The sequence below is a fragment of the Microbacterium sp. Marseille-Q6648 genome (assembly GCF_943181415.1).
Taxonomy (GTDB): Bacteria; Actinomycetota; Actinomycetes; order Actinomycetales; family Microbacteriaceae; genus Microbacterium.
Genome location: NZ_CALPBZ010000001.1, coordinates 1,447,497 through 1,464,654, shown reverse-complemented (window position 1 = coordinate 1,464,654; position 17,158 = coordinate 1,447,497). Strand labels below are relative to the sequence as shown.

General features: G+C 70.5%; 16 protein-coding genes. 12 read left to right on the top strand and 4 right to left on the bottom strand.

Annotated features, from left to right (window positions below):
* Positions 1-26: 26 nt before the first annotated feature.
* Together NFR93_RS07005 and NFR93_RS07000 are read left to right on the top strand one after the other, a co-directional pair.
* Complete coding sequence (locus NFR93_RS07005) at positions 27-971, top strand: dihydrodipicolinate synthase family protein (RefSeq protein WP_251451203.1); 945 nt, start codon at positions 27-29, stop codon at positions 969-971.
* Positions 968-1,294 carry a (2Fe-2S)-binding protein gene (locus tag NFR93_RS07000; RefSeq protein WP_251451201.1) on the top strand — a complete coding sequence of 109 codons (327 nt, stop codon included), beginning with the start codon at positions 968-970 and terminating at the stop codon, positions 1,292-1,294. The genes NFR93_RS07005 and NFR93_RS07000 overlap by 4 nt, the downstream gene beginning before the upstream one ends.
* 21 nt (positions 1,295-1,315) lie before the next feature.
* Here the strand turns inward: NFR93_RS07000 and NFR93_RS06995 are convergent, their stop codons facing one another.
* From NFR93_RS06995 to NFR93_RS06985, 3 genes are read right to left on the bottom strand one after another with little or no spacing between them, the layout of a single operon-like run.
* Complete coding sequence (locus NFR93_RS06995; RefSeq protein ID WP_251451200.1) at positions 1,316-2,398, bottom strand: NADH:flavin oxidoreductase/NADH oxidase; 1,083 nt, start codon at positions 2,396-2,398, stop codon at positions 1,316-1,318.
* A 39-nt stretch (positions 2,399-2,437) separates the two neighbouring features.
* Positions 2,438-3,235 (bottom strand): IclR family transcriptional regulator domain-containing protein, encoded by a 798-nt coding sequence (locus NFR93_RS06990; protein WP_251451199.1) that lies wholly within the window; start codon positions 3,233-3,235, stop codon positions 2,438-2,440.
* Between the two features lie 43 nt (positions 3,236-3,278).
* The gene (locus NFR93_RS06985; RefSeq protein WP_251451198.1) at positions 3,279-4,748 is read right to left on the bottom strand and encodes an NAD-dependent succinate-semialdehyde dehydrogenase; all 1,470 of its coding nucleotides are present in this window, start codon (positions 4,746-4,748) and stop codon (positions 3,279-3,281) included.
* Between the two features lie 120 nt (positions 4,749-4,868).
* On the opposite strand from NFR93_RS06985, the gene NFR93_RS06980 reads away from it, so the two are divergent.
* The 4 genes from NFR93_RS06980 (at position 4,869) to gcvPB (ending at position 10,363) form a co-directional block, all read left to right on the top strand.
* Complete coding sequence (locus tag NFR93_RS06980; RefSeq protein WP_251451197.1) at positions 4,869-6,239, top strand: aminotransferase; 1,371 nt, start codon at positions 4,869-4,871, stop codon at positions 6,237-6,239.
* 4 nt (positions 6,240-6,243) lie between these two features.
* Positions 6,244-7,362: an ATP-NAD kinase family protein gene (locus NFR93_RS06975; RefSeq protein WP_251451196.1), complete on the top strand. Its 1,119-nt coding sequence runs from the start codon at positions 6,244-6,246 to the stop codon at positions 7,360-7,362.
* 77 nt (positions 7,363-7,439) lie between these two features.
* Positions 7,440-8,840, top strand: coding sequence for an aminomethyl-transferring glycine dehydrogenase subunit GcvPA (gene gcvPA / locus NFR93_RS06970; RefSeq protein WP_251451195.1), 1,401 nt, complete (start codon positions 7,440-7,442; stop codon positions 8,838-8,840).
* Positions 8,837-10,363, top strand: coding sequence for an aminomethyl-transferring glycine dehydrogenase subunit GcvPB (gene gcvPB, locus NFR93_RS06965; protein ID WP_251451194.1), 1,527 nt, complete (start codon positions 8,837-8,839; stop codon positions 10,361-10,363). The genes gcvPA and gcvPB overlap by 4 nt, the downstream gene beginning before the upstream one ends.
* Before the next feature lie 13 nt (positions 10,364-10,376).
* On the opposite strand, the gene NFR93_RS06960 is transcribed toward gcvPB, so the two are convergent.
* Positions 10,377-10,913 carry a MarR family winged helix-turn-helix transcriptional regulator gene (locus tag NFR93_RS06960; protein ID WP_251451192.1) on the bottom strand — a complete coding sequence of 179 codons (537 nt, stop codon included), beginning with the start codon at positions 10,911-10,913 and terminating at the stop codon, positions 10,377-10,379.
* Positions 10,914-10,988: 75 nt separating this feature from the next.
* Here NFR93_RS06960 and NFR93_RS06955 point away from each other — a divergent pair, with 75 nt between their 5' ends.
* The 6 genes from NFR93_RS06955 to NFR93_RS06930 all read left to right on the top strand — a co-directional run bounded on the left by NFR93_RS06955 (position 10,989) and on the right by NFR93_RS06930 (position 17,069).
* Entirely contained in the window at positions 10,989-11,903 is a 915-nt protein-coding gene (locus NFR93_RS06955; RefSeq protein ID WP_251451190.1) for a VOC family protein, read from the top strand.
* A gap of 62 nt (positions 11,904-11,965) precedes the next feature.
* Positions 11,966-13,372 carry an SPFH domain-containing protein gene (locus NFR93_RS06950; protein ID WP_251451188.1) on the top strand — a complete coding sequence of 469 codons (1,407 nt, stop codon included), beginning with the start codon at positions 11,966-11,968 and terminating at the stop codon, positions 13,370-13,372.
* The gene (locus tag NFR93_RS06945) at positions 13,369-14,364 is read left to right on the top strand and encodes an NAD(P)/FAD-dependent oxidoreductase (protein ID WP_251451186.1); all 996 of its coding nucleotides are present in this window, start codon (positions 13,369-13,371) and stop codon (positions 14,362-14,364) included. Before NFR93_RS06950 ends, NFR93_RS06945 begins: the two co-directional genes overlap by 4 nt.
* A gap of 10 nt (positions 14,365-14,374) precedes the next feature.
* Positions 14,375-15,289, top strand: coding sequence for a DUF2510 domain-containing protein (locus NFR93_RS06940; protein WP_251451184.1), 915 nt, complete (start codon positions 14,375-14,377; stop codon positions 15,287-15,289).
* Positions 15,289-16,095 carry a sulfite exporter TauE/SafE family protein gene (locus NFR93_RS06935; RefSeq protein ID WP_251451182.1) on the top strand — a complete coding sequence of 269 codons (807 nt, stop codon included), beginning with the start codon at positions 15,289-15,291 and terminating at the stop codon, positions 16,093-16,095. The genes NFR93_RS06940 and NFR93_RS06935 overlap by 1 nt, the downstream gene beginning before the upstream one ends.
* A 2-nt stretch (positions 16,096-16,097) precedes the next feature.
* Positions 16,098-17,069 carry a helix-turn-helix domain-containing protein gene (locus NFR93_RS06930; RefSeq protein WP_251451180.1) on the top strand — a complete coding sequence of 324 codons (972 nt, stop codon included), beginning with the start codon at positions 16,098-16,100 and terminating at the stop codon, positions 17,067-17,069.
* Positions 17,070-17,158 lie beyond the last annotated feature (89 nt).

The window sequence follows — 17,158 nt, the reverse complement described above, 5'->3', positions numbered from 1 at the left end:
CGACAGACGAACAGGAGCACTGACTGATGGATCGCAACGACGTCGACTGGGCCGGCTACTTCCCCGCGGTGGTGACGCCCTTCACCGAGAGCGGGGCGCTGGACACCGACACGCTGCACGCCCTGATCGAACAGTACGTCGAGCGCGGAATGCACGGTGTGGTCGTCAACGGCACATGCGGGGAGTGGTTCTCGCAGAGCGTGGATGAGCGTCACGCCGTCGCCGAGACCGCCGTAGCCGCCGCAGCCGGCCGTCTGCGCGTGCTCGTGGGATGCACCTCCAACACCGCCGAGAACGTCGAGGTGCTGGCCGCGCACGCCCTCGGCGCCGGTGCGGACGGCGTCCTCGCCTCGGCGCCGCCGTACATCAAGCTGTTCCCCGACGAGGTCGTCGCCTGGTACGAGGACATCGGCGAGCGCATCGCGGGACCCCTCGTCGTGTACAACTGGCCGCACGGCACGGGCATCGACATCGACAGCGACCTGGCCGATCGGCTCGCCGACGTGAAGGCCGTCGTCGCGATCAAAGACAGCACCCCGGACGCCGATCAGTTCTTCGAGACGTCGCGGCGCGTGCGCGATCGCGTGCGTGTCTTCGGGCCCTACATGTCCACTCGAGGCGTCGAGGTGTTGCGCACCGAGGGCGGGGACGGTTTCGTCGGCGGAGGATCGCTCCACGGACGCCCCGACCCCGCATTCTGGGAGAACCACTGGGCCGGCGACGTCGCGCCGATGCAGGAGTACGCGGAGAAGGCGGACCGGCTCTTTCCGAAGCTGTGGCTGCCAGGGGGCTGGGCGGGCATCTACGGGTCGTATCAGGCCCAGTTGAAGGCGCTCATGCACATGCTCGGTCAGCCCGCCGGACACGTGCGGCGTCCGCGCCTTCCGATCACCGACCCCCGCGACCTCGCTGCCATGCGGGCCGTGCTGGTGGAGGAGGGCCTGCTGCCGTCGGAGAGCGGCACGGCATGAGCGCGGGGAGGGTGCCCGGGCACGGCCTCGAGCGCGGACGACGCGTCGAGATCGTCATCGACGGCCGCCCCGCGGAGGCGTACGAGGGCGAGAGCGTCGCGGCGGCCGTCATGGCCGACCGCGGCCTGGGCCTGCGACGCACCGAGAACAAGGATGCCCGTGGCTATTACTGCGGCATGGGCGTGTGCTTCGACTGCGTCATGGTCGTCGACGGGGTGCCGCAGACACGGACGTGCGTCACCTTCGTGCGCGAGGGGATGACCGTCGCCCACCAGGAGGGTGCGGAACCCACCGCGGCGTCGGACCCGGCGCGCGGTCACTGATTCCCGCGCGCCCGGCCGGTGTCAGGGGATGCTCTCGATGTACTTGGCCCGGTTGTACTGCCACGCCCACGCGAGCTCTCCGCCGAGCGCCGCTGCGGCGCGGAGCGTGAACGTCGGCTCCCGCAGGAACTGACGGGCGACGTAGACGACGTCGGCGTCGCCCGCTCCGAGGGCGGCCTCGGCCTGTTCGGGCGTCGTGATGAGCCCCGCGACGCCGACGGGCACATCGACGGCCGCGCGCACCGCGCGGGAGAGCGGCTGCTGGTACCCGGGACCCGCCGGGATCTGCTGGTCGGGGCTGTTGCCCCCGGATGAGACGCTCACGAGGTCCACCCCCTCGATCCGCTGAAGGGTCGCGATCGTGTCGTCGACCGTGACTCCTCCCGGCACCCACTCGGTGGCCGAGATCCGGACGACGAGCGGCATGTCGGTCGGAATGCGCTCCCGCACGGCCGAGATCACCTCGCGCAGCAGGCGGTCACGGCCGGCCGCGTCGCCGCCGTACTCATCGGTGCGCAGGTTCGATGTGGGCGACAGGAACTGACCGAGCAGGTAGCCGTGCGCCGCGTGGATCTCGACGAGGTCGAAGCCGGCGGCGACGGCGCGCTCCGCGGCGGCGGCATAGTCCGCGACGACCTTCGCAATGCCGGCACGATCGAGCGCGGCCGGGGTCGTGAACGTACCGTAGGCGATGTCGGACGGGCCGAGCGTGGTCCACCCTCCCTCTTCGACCGGGACCGAGCCGCGGCCGCGCGTCGGCGGGTACGTCGCCGCCTTACGGCCCGCGTGCGAGAGCTGGATGCCGATCAGGCTGTCCATGCCGTGCACGAAGTCGACGACCCTGCGCCAGGCGGTGACATGCTCATCGTTCCAGATGCCGGCGTCGTCGGGGCTGATGCGACCCTCGGGCGAGACCGCGGCGGCCTCGGTCATGATGAGGCCCGCCCGCCCGATGGCGAACGAGCCGAGATGCACCAGGTGCCAGTCGGTGGGCATGCCGTCGACCGACGAGTACATGCACATGGGCGCGACCCAGAGACGGTGGGGGATCGTGAGCCCGTTCAGCGTGATGGGCTCGAACAGGCGTGGCGTCAGACGGGGCACTCGGGTTCCTTCTGTCGTGCGGTGAGGGGCGGGGCGCCGTCAGGTCTGACGGCGGCTGAGGTGGGAGAGGTCGGCGCTGATGAGGCCCGTCGCCTCGAGGAGCTGCGGGAGGTAGTCGCCGCGGAGCTGCTCGACCGATACGCGCGACGTCGACACCGAGATGTTGACGGCGCTGACGTAGCGGCCGTCGGCGCCGACCACGGGTGCGGCGATGGAGCGCGCGCCGAGGTCGACTTCCTGGTTGTTCAGCGACCAGCCCTGTGCGCGCACCTCGGCGATGCGGTCGCGGAGCTCCTGCTCGTCGACGATCGTCGCGGGGGACAGCTTCTCGCGCGGGTAGGCCTGGAAGTACGCGTCGAGCCGATCGTCGTCGAACTCCGACAGGAGCACCCGACCCGTCGACGTGCAGAAAGCCGGCAGCCGCCTGCCGATACCCAGCCGGATCGGCATGATCGTCTCCGCTGCGGCGCGCGCGACGTAGACGACATCTCCGTCGTCGTACTCGCATGCCGAGACCGACTCGCCGATGCGGGCCGAGAGGCGGCGCAGATGATCCTGCGTGATGTCGATGCTCGACGACGAGGACAGGAACGCGTAGCCCAGGTCCAGAACGCGCGGACGGAGGTAGAACCGGTTCTGCCGGCTGCCCACGTAGCCGAGCGTCTCGAGGGTCAGCAGCGCACGGCGCACGGACGCGCGACTGAGTCCGGTCACCTTGGCGACGTCCGCGAGCGAGAGCAGGTCGCGCTCGTTCGAGAACGCCCGGACGACGGCCAGTCCCCGGTCGAGGGACTGGATGAACTCGCCAGACCTGCGATCGCTGTCGATGTCGGTCATCGCCGGCGGTCCTCTCCTCAGACGCCCACCGTCGCCCTCGCGGTCACAGGATGCCCTCGATGCAGATGTACTTCAGGTCGGTGTACTCCTCGATGCCGTGGAGGGAGCCTTCGCGGCCGATGCCCGACTGCTTCACGCCGCCGAACGGCGCCCCCTCGTAGGAGATGAGGCCCGTGTTGACGCCGACGACGCCCACCTCGAGAGCCTCCGCGACGCGGGTGATGCGGCCGATGTCGCGGCTGAAGAAGTAGCCGGCGAGACCGAACTCGGTGTCGTTCGCCAGCGCGATCGCCTCCTCCTCGGTCGAGAACTTGAACACCGGCGCGAGGGGGCCGAAGGTCTCCTCGGTCGCGACGCGCATGTCGGCGGTCGCGCCCACGAGGAGCGTGGGCTCGAAGAACGTGCCCCCGAGCTCGCTCACTCCGCCACCGGACACGATGCGCGCGCCCTTGGCCGTCGCGTCCGCGATGTGCGACTCGACCTTCTCGACGGCCGAGCGCGAGATGAGCGGGCCCTGCGTCGTCCCGGGCTCGCGGCCGTCCCCGACGCGCAGCTTCGCGACCTCGCGCGAAAGGGCCTCGACGAACGCGTCGTGGATGCCCTCCTGAACGATGATGCGGTTCGCGCACACGCACGTCTGGCCCGCATTGCGGAACTTCGAGTCCATGGCGCCCTTGACCGCGTTGTCGAGATCGGCGTCGTCGAAGACGATGAGCGGCGCGTTGCCGCCGAGCTCCAGCGCGAGCCGCTTGATCGTGCCGGCCGACTGCGCCATCAGCATCCGGCCGACCTCGGTCGACCCCGTGAAGCTGATGGTGCGCACGAGCTCGTGGCTCGTGAGCACGCCGCCGATGACCGGGCCGGAACCGTTGACGACGCTGAGCACGCCGGCGGGGATGCCGGCCTCTTCGGCGAGCGCGACGAGGGCGAAGGCCGTGAGCGGCGTCTCGCTCGCGGGCTTGATGATCATCGTGCAGCCGGCCGCGAGAGCCGGGGACGCCTTGCGGAGGATCATCGCCGCGGGGAAGTTCCACGGCGTGATCGCGGCGGTGACGCCGACGGCGGTGCGGGTCGTGAGCATGCGCCGATCGGGGTTGTTGGTGGGGATGACCTCGCCGTAGAGCCGCTTGGCCTCTTCGGCGAACCACTCGATGAAGCCGGCGCCGTAGAGGACCTCGGCGCGCGCCTCGGCGAGGGGCTTGCCCTGCTCGGCGGTGAGGATCTCGGCGAGGTCGTCCGCGCGTTCGACGACGAGGTCGTACCAGCGCCGCAGGATGCGCGAGCGCTGCGGAGCGGGCACTTTCGACCAGGTCTTGAACGCAACCGCGGCAGCCTCGACGGCGGCCTCGACGTCCTCCGCCGTCGCGATCGCGACCTGCGCGATCTCCTCGCCCGTGGCGGGATCGGTGACGGGGTGGCGGTCACCCGTTGACCCGTCTCGCCACTGTCCGTCGTAATAGAGCTGAGTGCGCAGGAGATCGCTCGCGAGCAGCTCGGAACGGGTGGTCGTCATGGGTCGCCCTCAACTTTCTGACTCGGATCCCGGCATCGGGTTTGAACCAGGTCCAGCATAGAGGGTAATGTGCGAAGTGCGACCATCAGTGCGTATTGCGAACGAACAAAGGTGTACGACATGCACGTCGAGGAGCTGGATCGGAACTTCCTCTTCCACCCGATGACCAACCTGGCGGCTCACGCCCAGAACGGTCCCCACATGACGATCGTCTCGGGGAAGGGTTCCACCGTCACCGACCGCGCGGGGCGCGACTATCTCGACGCGATGGCGGGACTGTGGTGCGTCAACGTCGGGTACTCGCATCCCGAGATGGCCGAGGCCCTGCGCGAGCAGGCGCTGAAGCTGCCGTACTTCCATGCGTTCTCGTCGATGGGGACCGACCTGCCCGCCCGTCTTTCGGAGCGGCTCATCTCGATGGCGCCCGTGCCCATGAGCAAGGTGTTCTACGGCAACTCCGGATCGGACGCGAACGACACCCAGGCCAAGCTCGTCTGGTACTACAACAACGTGCTCGGTCGTCCGCAGAAGAAGAAGATCATCGCGCGCCGCCGGGGCTACCACGGCGTCACCGTGCTGTCCGGCGGTCTCACCGGACTCCAGAACCTGCACGACGGATTCGACCTGCCGCTGCCCATGATCCGCCACGTGCGTCCGCCCCACCGGCTGTGGGAGCGCGAGCCGGGGCAGACCGACGACGAGTTCGCCACGGCCCTGGCGACCGAACTCGACCGATTCATCGTCAACGAGGGACCCGGGACGGTCGCTGCCATGATCGCCGAACCCGTGATGGCTGCGGGCGGTGTCATCGTGCCGCCCGAAACCTACTTCCCGAAGATCCAGGCGGTCCTCGACAAGCATGACGTGCTCCTCATCGCGGACGAGGTCGTCACCGGATTCGGCCGCCTCGGAGTGCCCTTCGGCAGCACCGCGGTCGACATGCGCCCCGACCTCATGACGGTCGCGAAGGGCATCACATCCGCTTACGTGCCCCTCTCGGCCGTCCTCGTGAGTGAGAAGGTGTGGCAGGTGCTCCTGGAGGGATCGGCGAAGTACGGCAGCTTCGGGCACGGCTACACCTATTCGGCGCACCCGCTCGCGGCAGCGGCTGCCATGACGAATCTCGACATCATCGAACGCGAGGGGCTCGTCGACCGCGTGGCGGAGAACGGCCGGCTCCTGCACGAGCTGTTGCACGATGCGTTCGGCGAACACCCGCACGTCGGAGAGATCCGCGGGCGCGGACTCATGGCCGCCGTCGAGTTCGTCGAGTCACGCGAGCCGCTGCGCCCCTTCGCCGCGCAGGGCGCGTTCGCGGGGGTCGTCACGCGGGGTGCCCTCGCGGAGGGTGTCATCACGCGGGCGCTGCCCGCAGCCGACACCGTCTCGTTCTCACCGCCGTTCGTCACCACGCCCGACGAGCTCGAGCGCATGGTCGCCGGCGTCCGCCGCGGTCTCGACCGCGCCGTCGAAGAACTGCGCGACGCGTAGGGCCGTGACGGTGCGTGTGGGCGTGGTGCTGAACCCGATTGCGGGTTTCGGCGGCACGCGCGCGCTCCACGGCACCGATGAGCTTCCGCTGGACCGTTTCGACGAGGCGGTGCGGGCCGGCCACGCGGCACGTCGACTCGTTCGGGCACTCGACCGGGCCGCCGTCGGAGGCTCCGGGCTCGAACTGGTCGCGGCGCCCGGACCGATGGGCGCCCACGCGCTCGCGGATGCCGGCATCCCTCACACCGTGCTCGACATGCCCGTGCCCCCCGCGCGCACGACGCGGGAACACACCGTCGCAGCGGCGCGGTCGTTCGCCGCCCACGGCGCGGACCTCATCGTCTTCGCCGGAGGTGACGGGACGGCGACGGACATCGCCCGCGCGATCGCACAGGACGTTCCCGTCGTCGGCGTGCCGTCGGGGGTCAAGATGCACTCCGAGGTGTTCGCGCGTTCGCCCGAGGCGGCGGGGCGACTGATCGCGGCCGTCGTCGACGGTCGTGCGTCGTTCGAGCCGGCGGAGGTCCTCGACGTCGGGGCGGACGGCGGCGCCGGCGTGGTCGGCCTGCTCCGCGCACCCCGTTCGGCCGAGCCGCTTCAGGGCGCGAAGGCAGCAGCGCCGCCCGCATTCTCGGCCGCCGCCGGTCGCGCCATCGCCGAGTCTCTCGTCCCCGCCGCGGACCCGCGAACGACCTGGATCATCGGCCCGGGCGCAACGGCGGGTGCGGTGGCGGACAGACTCGGCGTCGTCCCCACGCTGCGGGGAGTCGATGTGCGGCACCCCGACGGCAGCGTCGAGAAGGACGTGGCGGAGAACCGGCTCTTCGCCGTCGTCTCGGCGGCGGAGCATCCCGTCCTCGTGCTCGGCGTCGTGGGTGGGCAGGGTTTCCTGCTGGGCCGCGGCAATCAGGAGCTCAGCCCGCGGGTCATCGCCGCGATCGGCGCCCCGCGCATCCACATCATCGCGACCGAGGAGAAGATCGGGGTGCTGTTCCCGCCCGTGCTCCTCGTCGATGCCGACCTCGACGAGCAGTCGTCGCCGCACCCGCTGCTCGGCTACCGTCGCGTGCGCACGGGTCCCCGGCAGAGCACCGTCCTCCGCGTGGTCGACGCGGCGGCGTGACGGACCCCGAGACATGCACCTCATGACACGCACCGCATGACACGCACCCCCAGGATGAGCGAGAGCAGGAGACAGACATGAGTCCATCGCACCCGTACATGGCCAACTCCGCGGAGGGGAGCCGGCAGGCGCTTCTGGACGCGATCGGCATCTCGGACGCCGAAGAGCTCTTCGCCCAGATCCCGGGCGACCACCGTTCGGACGACCACGTGGCGTCCGTACCCGGCATCCGCTCGGAGTTCGAGCTGCGGCGGATGCTCGAGGGACGCCTTCGCGGGGGAATCTCCACCGACACCCACATCTCGTTCCTCGGCGGCGGGTACTGGAAGCACCACGTGCCCGCGCTCTGCGACGAGATCGTCGGACGACCCGAGATCTCGACCTCGGTGTGGGGCACTCCCAGCTCCGACCACGGGCGCAATCAGGCCTGGTTCGAGTTCGCATCCGAGCTCGGTGCGCTCCTGGACCTCGAGTTCGTCGGCCTGCCCGTCTACAGCTGGGGCTGTGCGGCCGGACACGCGCTGCGCATGGCCGGGCGGATGACGGGGCGCAGCGTCGTGGTGCTCCCCGACAACATCGACCGGGAGCGCCGGCTCGTCATCGAGACGTACGCCGGCTACCGCGAGCTGGGAGGTTCGCTCGAGATCCGCGAAGTGCCCGTCGACCCGGCGTCCGGCACCGTGTCGCTCGAGGCGCTGCATGCCGCCCTGGGGGACGACGTCGCCGCGGTGTACGTCGAAACCCCCAACGCATGGGGTGTGATCGAGCACGACATCGCCCGCATCGTCGATGCCGCCCATGCAGCGGGCGCCGAGGCGATCGTCGGCGTCGACCCGATCTCGCTCGGCGGCCTCGCCTCGCCCGCCGCCTTCGGTGCGGACATCGTCGTGGGGTCGATCCAGCCGCTCGGCATCCACCTCAACGCCGGCGGCGGCGTCGGCGGGTTCATCGCCAGCCGCGATGAGGAGCGGTACGCGCGCCAGTTCCCGACGCTGCAGGTCAGCATCGCCCCGACCATCCGCGAAGGCGAGCGCGCCTTCGGCATGACGCTCTTCGGTCAGAGCTCCTACGGCGCACGCGAACTGGGCAACGACTGGACGGGCAATTCCGTCTACCTCTGGGCCGTGCGCGCCGCGATCTATCTCGCGCTGCTCGGCCCTTCGGGCATGAGGGAGCTCGCCGAGACGGTCGCCGCCAACGCGCGCCGCACGGCGCAGCTCATCGCCGAGATCCCCACCGTGTCGGTCCGCTACGCGGACCGCATCTTCAAGGAGTTCGTCGTGGACTTCTCGGACACCGGTCGTACCGTGGCCGACATCAACGCGGCACTGCTCGAGCGCGGCATCCTCGGCGGCCACGACCTCACCGGCAGCCACCCCTCGCTCGAGGGCTGCGCCTTGTACTGCGTCACCGAGGTGATCTCGGAAGACGATGTCCGACAACTGATCTCCGCCCTCGAGGAGGTGGTCGCGCGATGAGCGCCATCCGCAGATTCCACGCCGCGTCCTGGGACGAGCCCGTCGTCTACGAGCTCGGTGCGCCCGGCCGTCGCGGCATCGTGCCGCCGGCGTCGTGGGCGCCCGAAGCCGGCGTCTCGGCGTTCCCCGACGGGCTGCGGCGGGAGAAGGATGCCGAGCTGCCCGAGCTCGCGGAGTACGAAGTGCGGCGTCACTTCACCCACCTGTCGCAGCAGACGATGGGCATGATGGGCATCAGCCTCTTCGGCACGTGCACCATGAAGCACAACCCCACGGTCAACGAGCAGATCACGGCACGATCGGAGGTCGCCGCCGTGCATCCCCGTCAGGATCCGGCGACCTACCAGGGTCTGCTCGGCATCGTGCACTCCCTCGAGGAGCAGCTGTGCAACCTCTCGGGCATGCATGCGTTCAGCTTCCAGCCGGGCGGCGGGGCGGATGCGGCGTATCTGCACGCCGTCGTGACGCGGGCCTACCACGCCTCACGCGGCGAGCTGGCCCAGCGCACGCAGATCGTGACGACGGCACAGGCCCACCCGTGCAACCCCGCGACGGCCAAGGCGGCCGGCTTCGACGTCATCACGCTCCCGATCGAAGAGGACGGCTACCCGTCCGTGGCGGCGCTCAACGCCGTCATCGGCCCGCACACGGCGGCGCTCATGCTCAACAACCCGGACGACATGGGGATCTACAACCCCCACATCAAGGAGTTCATCGAGGCGGTGCACGGCGTCGGCGCGCTCGCCTTCTACGACAGCGCGAACTTCAACGGGGTCATGACGCGGCTGCGTGCGCGCGACCTGGGCTTCGACGCCTGCATGTACATGCTACACAAGACGTTCGGTGTGCCCAAGGGCGGCAACGGCCCCTCCGTCGGAGCGTACGGATGCTCGGAAGAGCTGGCCCGCTTCCTTCCCGGCCCGCGCGTGGTCGAAGACGGCGGGCGCTACGACCTCATCGAGCCGGCCGACAGCGTGGGTCGGGTGCGCGAGTTCCTCGGCAACGTCCAGCAGCTCGTCAAGGCGTACTCCTGGACGCGGGCGATGGGCACAGACGGGCTCCGGGAGGCCTCCGACCTGTCGGTCCTGGCCAACAACTACATGGAGAAGCAGCTCATGGCGCTGCCGGGTGTCACGATGTCGTTCCCGGGCAAGGCCCTGCCGCGCATGGAGATGACGCGGTACTCGCTCGAGGAGTACACCGCCGAGACGGGGCTGACGACGATCGATGTGCAGAACCGGATGACGGACTTCGGGATCGACGCCTACTGGCTCGCGCACGAGCCGTGGATCATCCCCGAGCCCTTCACACCCGAGGCGGGCGAGATGTGGTCGAAGGAGGATCTCGACGAGTGGATCGCGGTGCTCGCGCACGTGCTCGACGAGGGCCGTCGCGATCCCGAACTCGTACGCACGGCGCCGCACAACCAGGTCGTGGCTCAGATCGACGGCTCCGGTCTCGACGACCCCGACACGTGGGCAGTCACGTGGTCGGCGTACCGGCGGAAGCATGCGGACCGCTGACGAGACGTCGCGCTCAGCGCGGCGCCGGGTCTGCGGCGCAGGCCCCCGCGTCCTCTGCGGGAGTCGGGTCTGCGGCGCACCCGTCGGCCGTCACGGCGAGGCGCCGGTCGGGGTCGAGCTTGTCGAGGATCGCATAGGAGATCTCTGACAGCCGTTCGGCTCCACCGTCACCGAGTCCGTCAAAGATCATGCGGCGAACGGCCTCGTCGTGTCGGGGGCGACTGGCCTCATAGGCGCGCTCGCCGGCGGGCGTCAGCAGTGCGTTGGTGGCGCGGCCGTCCTCCTCGCACGCCGCGCGGAGGACGAGCCCCTTCCGCTCGAGACTCGTCACCACGCGTGAGAGGCGGGGGAGTGTGGCGTTGGTGCGCGCCGCGAGTGCGCTCAGACGCAGCCGACCCGCGTCGGCCTCGTGGAGGGCTTCCAAGAGGGTGAACTCGAAAGACGTGATGCCCTCGGCGGCCAGTTCCCGGTCGAGGGCGGTCGGCAGCAGTTCGAGGAGGGCGCGAAGGCGTGCGACAGCGACGCGTTCGTCCTGCTCGAGCTCCGGCATGCCTCGAGGGTAGCAAAGGTTGTACATACAAGCTTCTCGTGTTAGTTTCATGTACAAGCAAACCGAAAAGACGCCATGACCGCCGAGACAGACGACCGCATCCTTCACCCCGAGACCTCGATGGGCGCCGTCACGCTGCGCGTGGGGGACCTCGAGGGGATGTCGGAGTACTACTCCCGCGCCTTCGCGATGGAGCCCCTCGAGGAGCGCGCCCGAGCCCGCGAAGTGCATCGCGTTCTCGGGCGGGGCGACACTCCGCTGCTCCGGCTGATCCACACGCCCGCCCTCCCCGCCGTGGACCCGCGCCAACCCGGCCTGTTCCACACCGCCTTCCTCTTCGGCGACGCCGAGAGTCTGGCAGCGACGGTGTACCGCGCTGCGCGGCATCCGAGAAGCCGCTTCGTCGGATCCAGCGATCACCTCGTGAGCGAGGCGTTCTATTTCACCGATCCGGAAGGCAACGGCGTCGAGCTGTACACGGACCGCCCGCGCGAGCAGTGGTCACGGCGTGGGAACCAGATCCAGATGGCGACCGACTATCTCGATCCCCACGAATACCTGGAGCGCCACCTCACCGAGACCGCGGTGGATGCCGGTCCCGCGCTGTCCGGGAGGGTCGGCCATGTTCACCTCCAAGTGGGAGATCTCCCTACCGCCCGGAAGTTCTATGTGGACGCGCTCGGCTTCGAGACCACGCAGAGCCAGTACCCGGGCGCCCTGTTCGCGTCGGCCGGTGGCTACCACCACCACATCGCGATGAACATCTGGAACAGCGCGGGCTCCGGTCCTCGCGCTGCCGGGCTGGGGCTGGGGGATGTCGCGGTGACCGTGCCGACGGCATCCGAGCTCGATGCCGTCGCCGCGCGACTCGCGTCTCACGGAATCGCCTTCCGCCGGGACGGGCGCTCGGTGATCGTGACCGATCCGTGGGGGACGCAGGTGACCCTGGCGCTTCCGGATCTGTCGACGGAGGAGCTGCTGAGCCGCTGACCCTGCGTGAGCGCCTGTGGATAGCGGCGGCCGGCCGATATACCGCCCCCTAGGCTGTGGGAATGGACTTCCTCGCCACCGTCGGTCTCATCGTCCCCATCGTGATCATCGCCATCGTGGCGCTGGTCGTCTTCTTCATCGGTCTGCTGGTCTTCCGCGCGTGGTATCGCGTGGCCAAGGCCGACGAGGCCCTCGTCATCGTCGGAAAGACCCAGAAGGGCGCGGACGGCGTATCGTCCCGCATCTCCGTGATCACCGGGGGCGGCGCGATCGTCAATCCGATCACCCAGCGCGCCGAGCTCGTCTCGCTGCGCGCGCGGCAGATCAAGATGGAGCCGGTCGCGCAGTCCTCGAACGGCGTCACGGTGACCGTGAGCGGTGTCGCGCTGGTGAAGATCGGGTCGGACCCCGAAGCGGTGCGCCGCGCCGCGGAGCGCTTCGCGTCGCAGGACAAGGCCATCGAGCAGTTCACGACCGAGCAGCTCGAGGGCGCGCTCCGCGGCGTGGTGGCCACGCTCACCGTCGAAGAGCTCATGCGCGATCGCCAGCGCCTGTCGGACCAGATCGCCGAGGGCATCAAGAACGACCTCTCGAGTCAGGGCCTCATCCTGGACTCGTTCCAGATCCAGGGCATCACCGACTCGAACGGGTACATCTCGGCGCTGGGAGCGACGGAGGTGCAGCGCGTCAAGCGCGAGGCCGAGGTCGCTGAGATCGACGCCCGCCGCGAGATCAAGCGTCGCGAGCTGTCGACGAGCGAGGCGACCCTCGTCGAGCAGACCGCCTACGACAAGAACACCGCCGCATCACAGGCCGAGGTCGGTCGCGCGAACGCCGAGGCCGAGCAGGCCGAGGCGCTGGCCAAGGCGCAGGCGGAGCAGGGCGTCCTGCAGCAGCGTGCCGAGAACCGGCAGGCCGAGCTGGACGCCGAGGTCAAGCGCGTCGCCGATGCTCGACTGTACGAGCGTCAGCGGGCAGCCGACGCCGAGGCCTACGAGCAGGTGAAGGCCGCCGAGGCTCGCGCCCAGATCGCCGAGGAGGAGGCCAAGGCCACGCGCCTGCGCGCGGAAGCCGACGCCGAGGCCGTGCGGCTGGCCGGACAGGCCAAGGCCGACGCGCTCGAGGCCGAGGCCGCGGCCCTCGCCCGCAACCAGGAGGCGCTGCTGGCGCAGCGCGCCCTCGACGCCCTGCCGCAGGTCATGGCCGAGTACGCCAAGGGCTTCGACAAGGTCGGCTCGATCACCGTCCTCGGCGGTGACGGGGCGTCCTCGCACCTGGCGGGCGAGTCGGCCACGGGTCTGCGTTCGGTGTTCGACTCGGTGAAGGCGGCGACCGGTCTCGACATCGCCGCGATCATCCAGGGCCGCACCGTCGGCGAGGGGATCGGCGCGGGCATGGCGGCCGAGCGCGCGACCGTCGGTGCCGGCGCCGGGGCGGCCGCGCCGGCGAATCCGGCGTCCTCGGAGTGACGCACATCACCTCGAACGGGGCGCCGGACCCCGCACGCCCGGTCACGGTGATCGGCGCGGGAATCTCGGGTCTCGCGTGCGCGCGGGCGCTGCGGGCGTCGGGCACGCCTGTCCGCGTGCTCGATCGCGGGAGACGGGTCGGCGGTCGGATGGCCACCCGCACTGTCGGCGGTCGTCCGGTCGACATCGGCGCCGCCTACCTGACGGCCCCGGACGACGACGGCTTCGCCGATATCGTGGGCGGCTGGACCGAGCGCGGTCTCGCCCGGGAGTGGACGGACACCTTCGCCGTGGCGACGGCATCCGGCGTCTCCGGTACGACCACCGGGCCGATGAGGTACGCGGCGCCCGCGGGCCTGCGCTCGCTCGTCGCGGACCTCGCCGCGGGGCTGGAGGTCGTCAGCGACCGCGTCGTCTCAGCGGTGGCTCCCGGATCGGTGGACGGCGCGTCGGTCGCCGACGTGGTGCTCGCCATGCCCGCCCCTCAGGCGCGGCGGCTCCTCCCTGACGACTCCCCGTTCGCGCCCGTGCTCGACGCGCGCGCATTCGAGCCGGTCATCGCGGTGGTGCTTTGCTGGGACGAGCGACGATGGGCCGCCGACCTGCACGGCGCGTTCGTCGACGGCGATCCCGACGTGTCTTTCATCGCCGACGACGGCGATCGCCGTGGGGACGGGGCCGCAGTGCTCGTGGTGCACACCACGGCCGAGCGCGCGCGGCGACACCTCGCCGCGCCGGACGGCGCCATCGCTCCGGCGGTCGCGGCAACCCGCCGCATCCTCGGGATCGACCGCGACCCCGACGCCGTATTCGCCCACCGCTGGACGTTCGCCCGTCCGGCGGACAACGGCGACGAGCCGTACCTGTGGCACGACGGCATCGGGGTGTGCGGCGACGCCTGGGGCGGGCCCACCGCGGTGCGCACCGCCTGGTCGTCGGGCGACGCCCTCGGCCGGGCCATCGGGGCAGGGGCCGCAACGCCCGGGCGATAGGGTTGCGCTCATGACTACGACGCCTCCCGGGTGGTACGACGACGGACACGGCGCTCTGCGCTGGTGGGACGGCGCGCAGTGGACCGAGCACGTCGCCCAGCCCGACGCGCCCGAGGCATCAGGGTCGCACGAGGATGCCGGGACGCAGACCGACACCGCCGGCGACACTCAGGTGGCTCCCCCCGAGGCGGCCGGACCGCTCGACCCCGCCGCCGCGATGGCGACCGGAATGCCGTCGCCCGCCGAGACGCCGGCGTACGGGCCCTACACCGGCGTCGACGGCGGAGCGGACCCGGGGGCGCAGCTGTTCACCGGCGCCTACCCGGGGTACCCCGCCGCCCCGTCCGGCGCGTTCGTCGCCGCGACCGAGCCGAAGAAGTCCAAGCTCTGGATCCTCTGGGTCGTGCTCGGCGTCGTGCTCCTGGGGATCGTGATCGCCGCGGCCGTGGTGATCCCCCTGCTGTTCTTCGGTCTCGCTGCCGGGCAGAGCCAGAGCGGAGGCTCGTCGCAGGCGCCCGCTCCCATCGAGATCGAGGAAGGCGCTGAGGCCGCCGGCGCCGACGAAGAGGCCGCGATCGCGGCGGTGGAACTCTACGACGAGGCCTGGCAGACCGTCGACTGCGACAAGTTCTTCACCGCGACCACCGAGGCCTTCCGCGAGGGCGTGCTCGATCTGACCGACTGCGAGTCGTTCGAGACCGACGCGAGCCTGTTCGCCACCACCGTGCAGGACTACGCCGTGACGGTCACGGCGCTCGAAAGCGATGCGGACAGCATCCGGGTGTCGACGTCCGAGACGTACGCGAGCATGTACGACGAGAACGGCCAGCAGACCGACAGCCTCGAACAGTACGAGGACCGCCTCGAGTACGTCCTCGTGCCGGCGGACGGCGGCTGGGCCATCGACGACGCCTCGTTCTTCTGATGCCCGGAACGACGGACGAACGGGTCCTGCCTGCCCGAAACGCGCGGTTCTTCGTCACCTGCGTCGGTGTGGGCCTGCTCGCAGGTCTTCTGTCGGGGCTGTTCGGCGTCGGGGGCGGCACGGTCATCGTGCCCCTGCTCGTCCTCATCCTCGGCTTCGATCAGCGACTCGCCGCCGGGACCTCGCTGGCCGCCATCGTCCCGACGGCCGCGGTCGGCGTCGTCTCGTACGCGCTCACCGGATCGGTGGCCTGGGTCGCTGCGCTCATCCTGGCGGCCGGCGCCGTCGTGGGAGCCCAGTTCGGCACGTGGCTGCTCGCCCGGCTCAGCCAGACTCTGCTGCGCTGGTGCTTCATCGGCTTCCTCGCGGTCGTCATCGTCACCCTGTTCTATGTGATCCCCTCACGCGAGGTCGGGCTGGAGCTCACCTGGATCACCGGGATCGGCCTGGTCGTGCTCGGGGTGATCACCGGCGTCCTCTCGGGGCTCCTCGGCGTGGGGGGCGGCATCGTCGTCGTGCCGGCCCTCATGATCCTGTTCGGCACGAGCGACCTCGTGGCCAAGGGCACGTCGCTGCTGATGATGATCCCGACGGCGATCTCGGGAACCGTGGGAAACATCCGTCGCCGGAACGTCGACCTCGTCGCCGCAGCCGTCGTCGGCTTCTCGGCGTGCACCACGACCGCGCTCGGAGCCTTCATCGCCACGCGCGTCGACCCCTTCGTCGGCAACGTGCTCTTCGCCGCCTTCCTCACCTTCATCGCGGGACAGATGGCATGGAAGGCCGTGCGCGCGCGGCGCCGATGAGGATGAGCGAGCCGGAGCGCGGCACCCACGTCGCCGACGCGGGGCAGACGATGAGGTCGGGCTGTCCCGTCAACGCGGCGGCGGAAGCGCTCGGGGACGCCTGGTCGCTCGTCATCCTGCGCGATCTCATGCTCGGTCGGCCGCTGAGGTTCAGCGAGCTGGCGGGCAACTCGCTCGAAGGGATCCCCCGCGGCATCCTCGCCGCTCGGCTCCGGCGGCTGGAGGCGGGCGGCCTCGTGACCAGGACGCGGGTGGCCGGGTCTCGCGGTGAGCACTATGCGCTGACGGATGCCGGGATCGACGTCCTGCCGATCCTGGTGCAGCTGGGCAACTGGGGCATCAAGCACCGGCCGACCTCCCCGCTGCTGCGCGTGCGCACCGAGGTCCTCGCACGCGGCGGCGCCCCGTTCGTCGCGGCGATGATGGCGGAGCTGCGCGAGGCCTATCTCGGTGTTCCCCGGCCCGACCCCACCGAACCTCGCCCGATCGGCCGGATCGCCGAGGCCTACCTCGATGCGAGCATGCGGCTCGCCGACGAGCCGGGTCTGATCGACCGGGCCGCGGATGCCGCCCCGGAGGGCACCGGGGCGCCCGGAGCCCGCTACCTCGTCGTGCCGTACGCGCTGCCGGCGGAGCCGGCTCTGGCCGAGGTGGCGGAGTGGGCCATCGCGCACCTGTCCAGCGGCATCGGCGTCCGGGATCTCGCGGCGGCCGCCCATCTGAGCGAACGTCAGCTGCGTCGTCGTTTCATCGCGGTGTACGGGCGCAGTCCCGGCGATTGGCTGACGGGTGAGCGGGTGCGCATCGCCCGCCACCTGCTGACCTCGACCGGGCTCCCGGTCGACGAGATCGCCTCGCGCGTGGGGTTCGCGACCACCGCGGGCCTGCGGACCGCCTTCACGCGCGCCGGACTCATGTCGCCGCGGGCCTACCGGCGCGCGGCCGAGAGCGAGATGACCGCGGATCGCTCCTGAGCGACCGTCCGACCGCAACGGATCGGACGACCCGCGACGCCGAGCGGGCGCGGCGACGGCGGCATCGGCCACGGTGGAGACGACGGGGC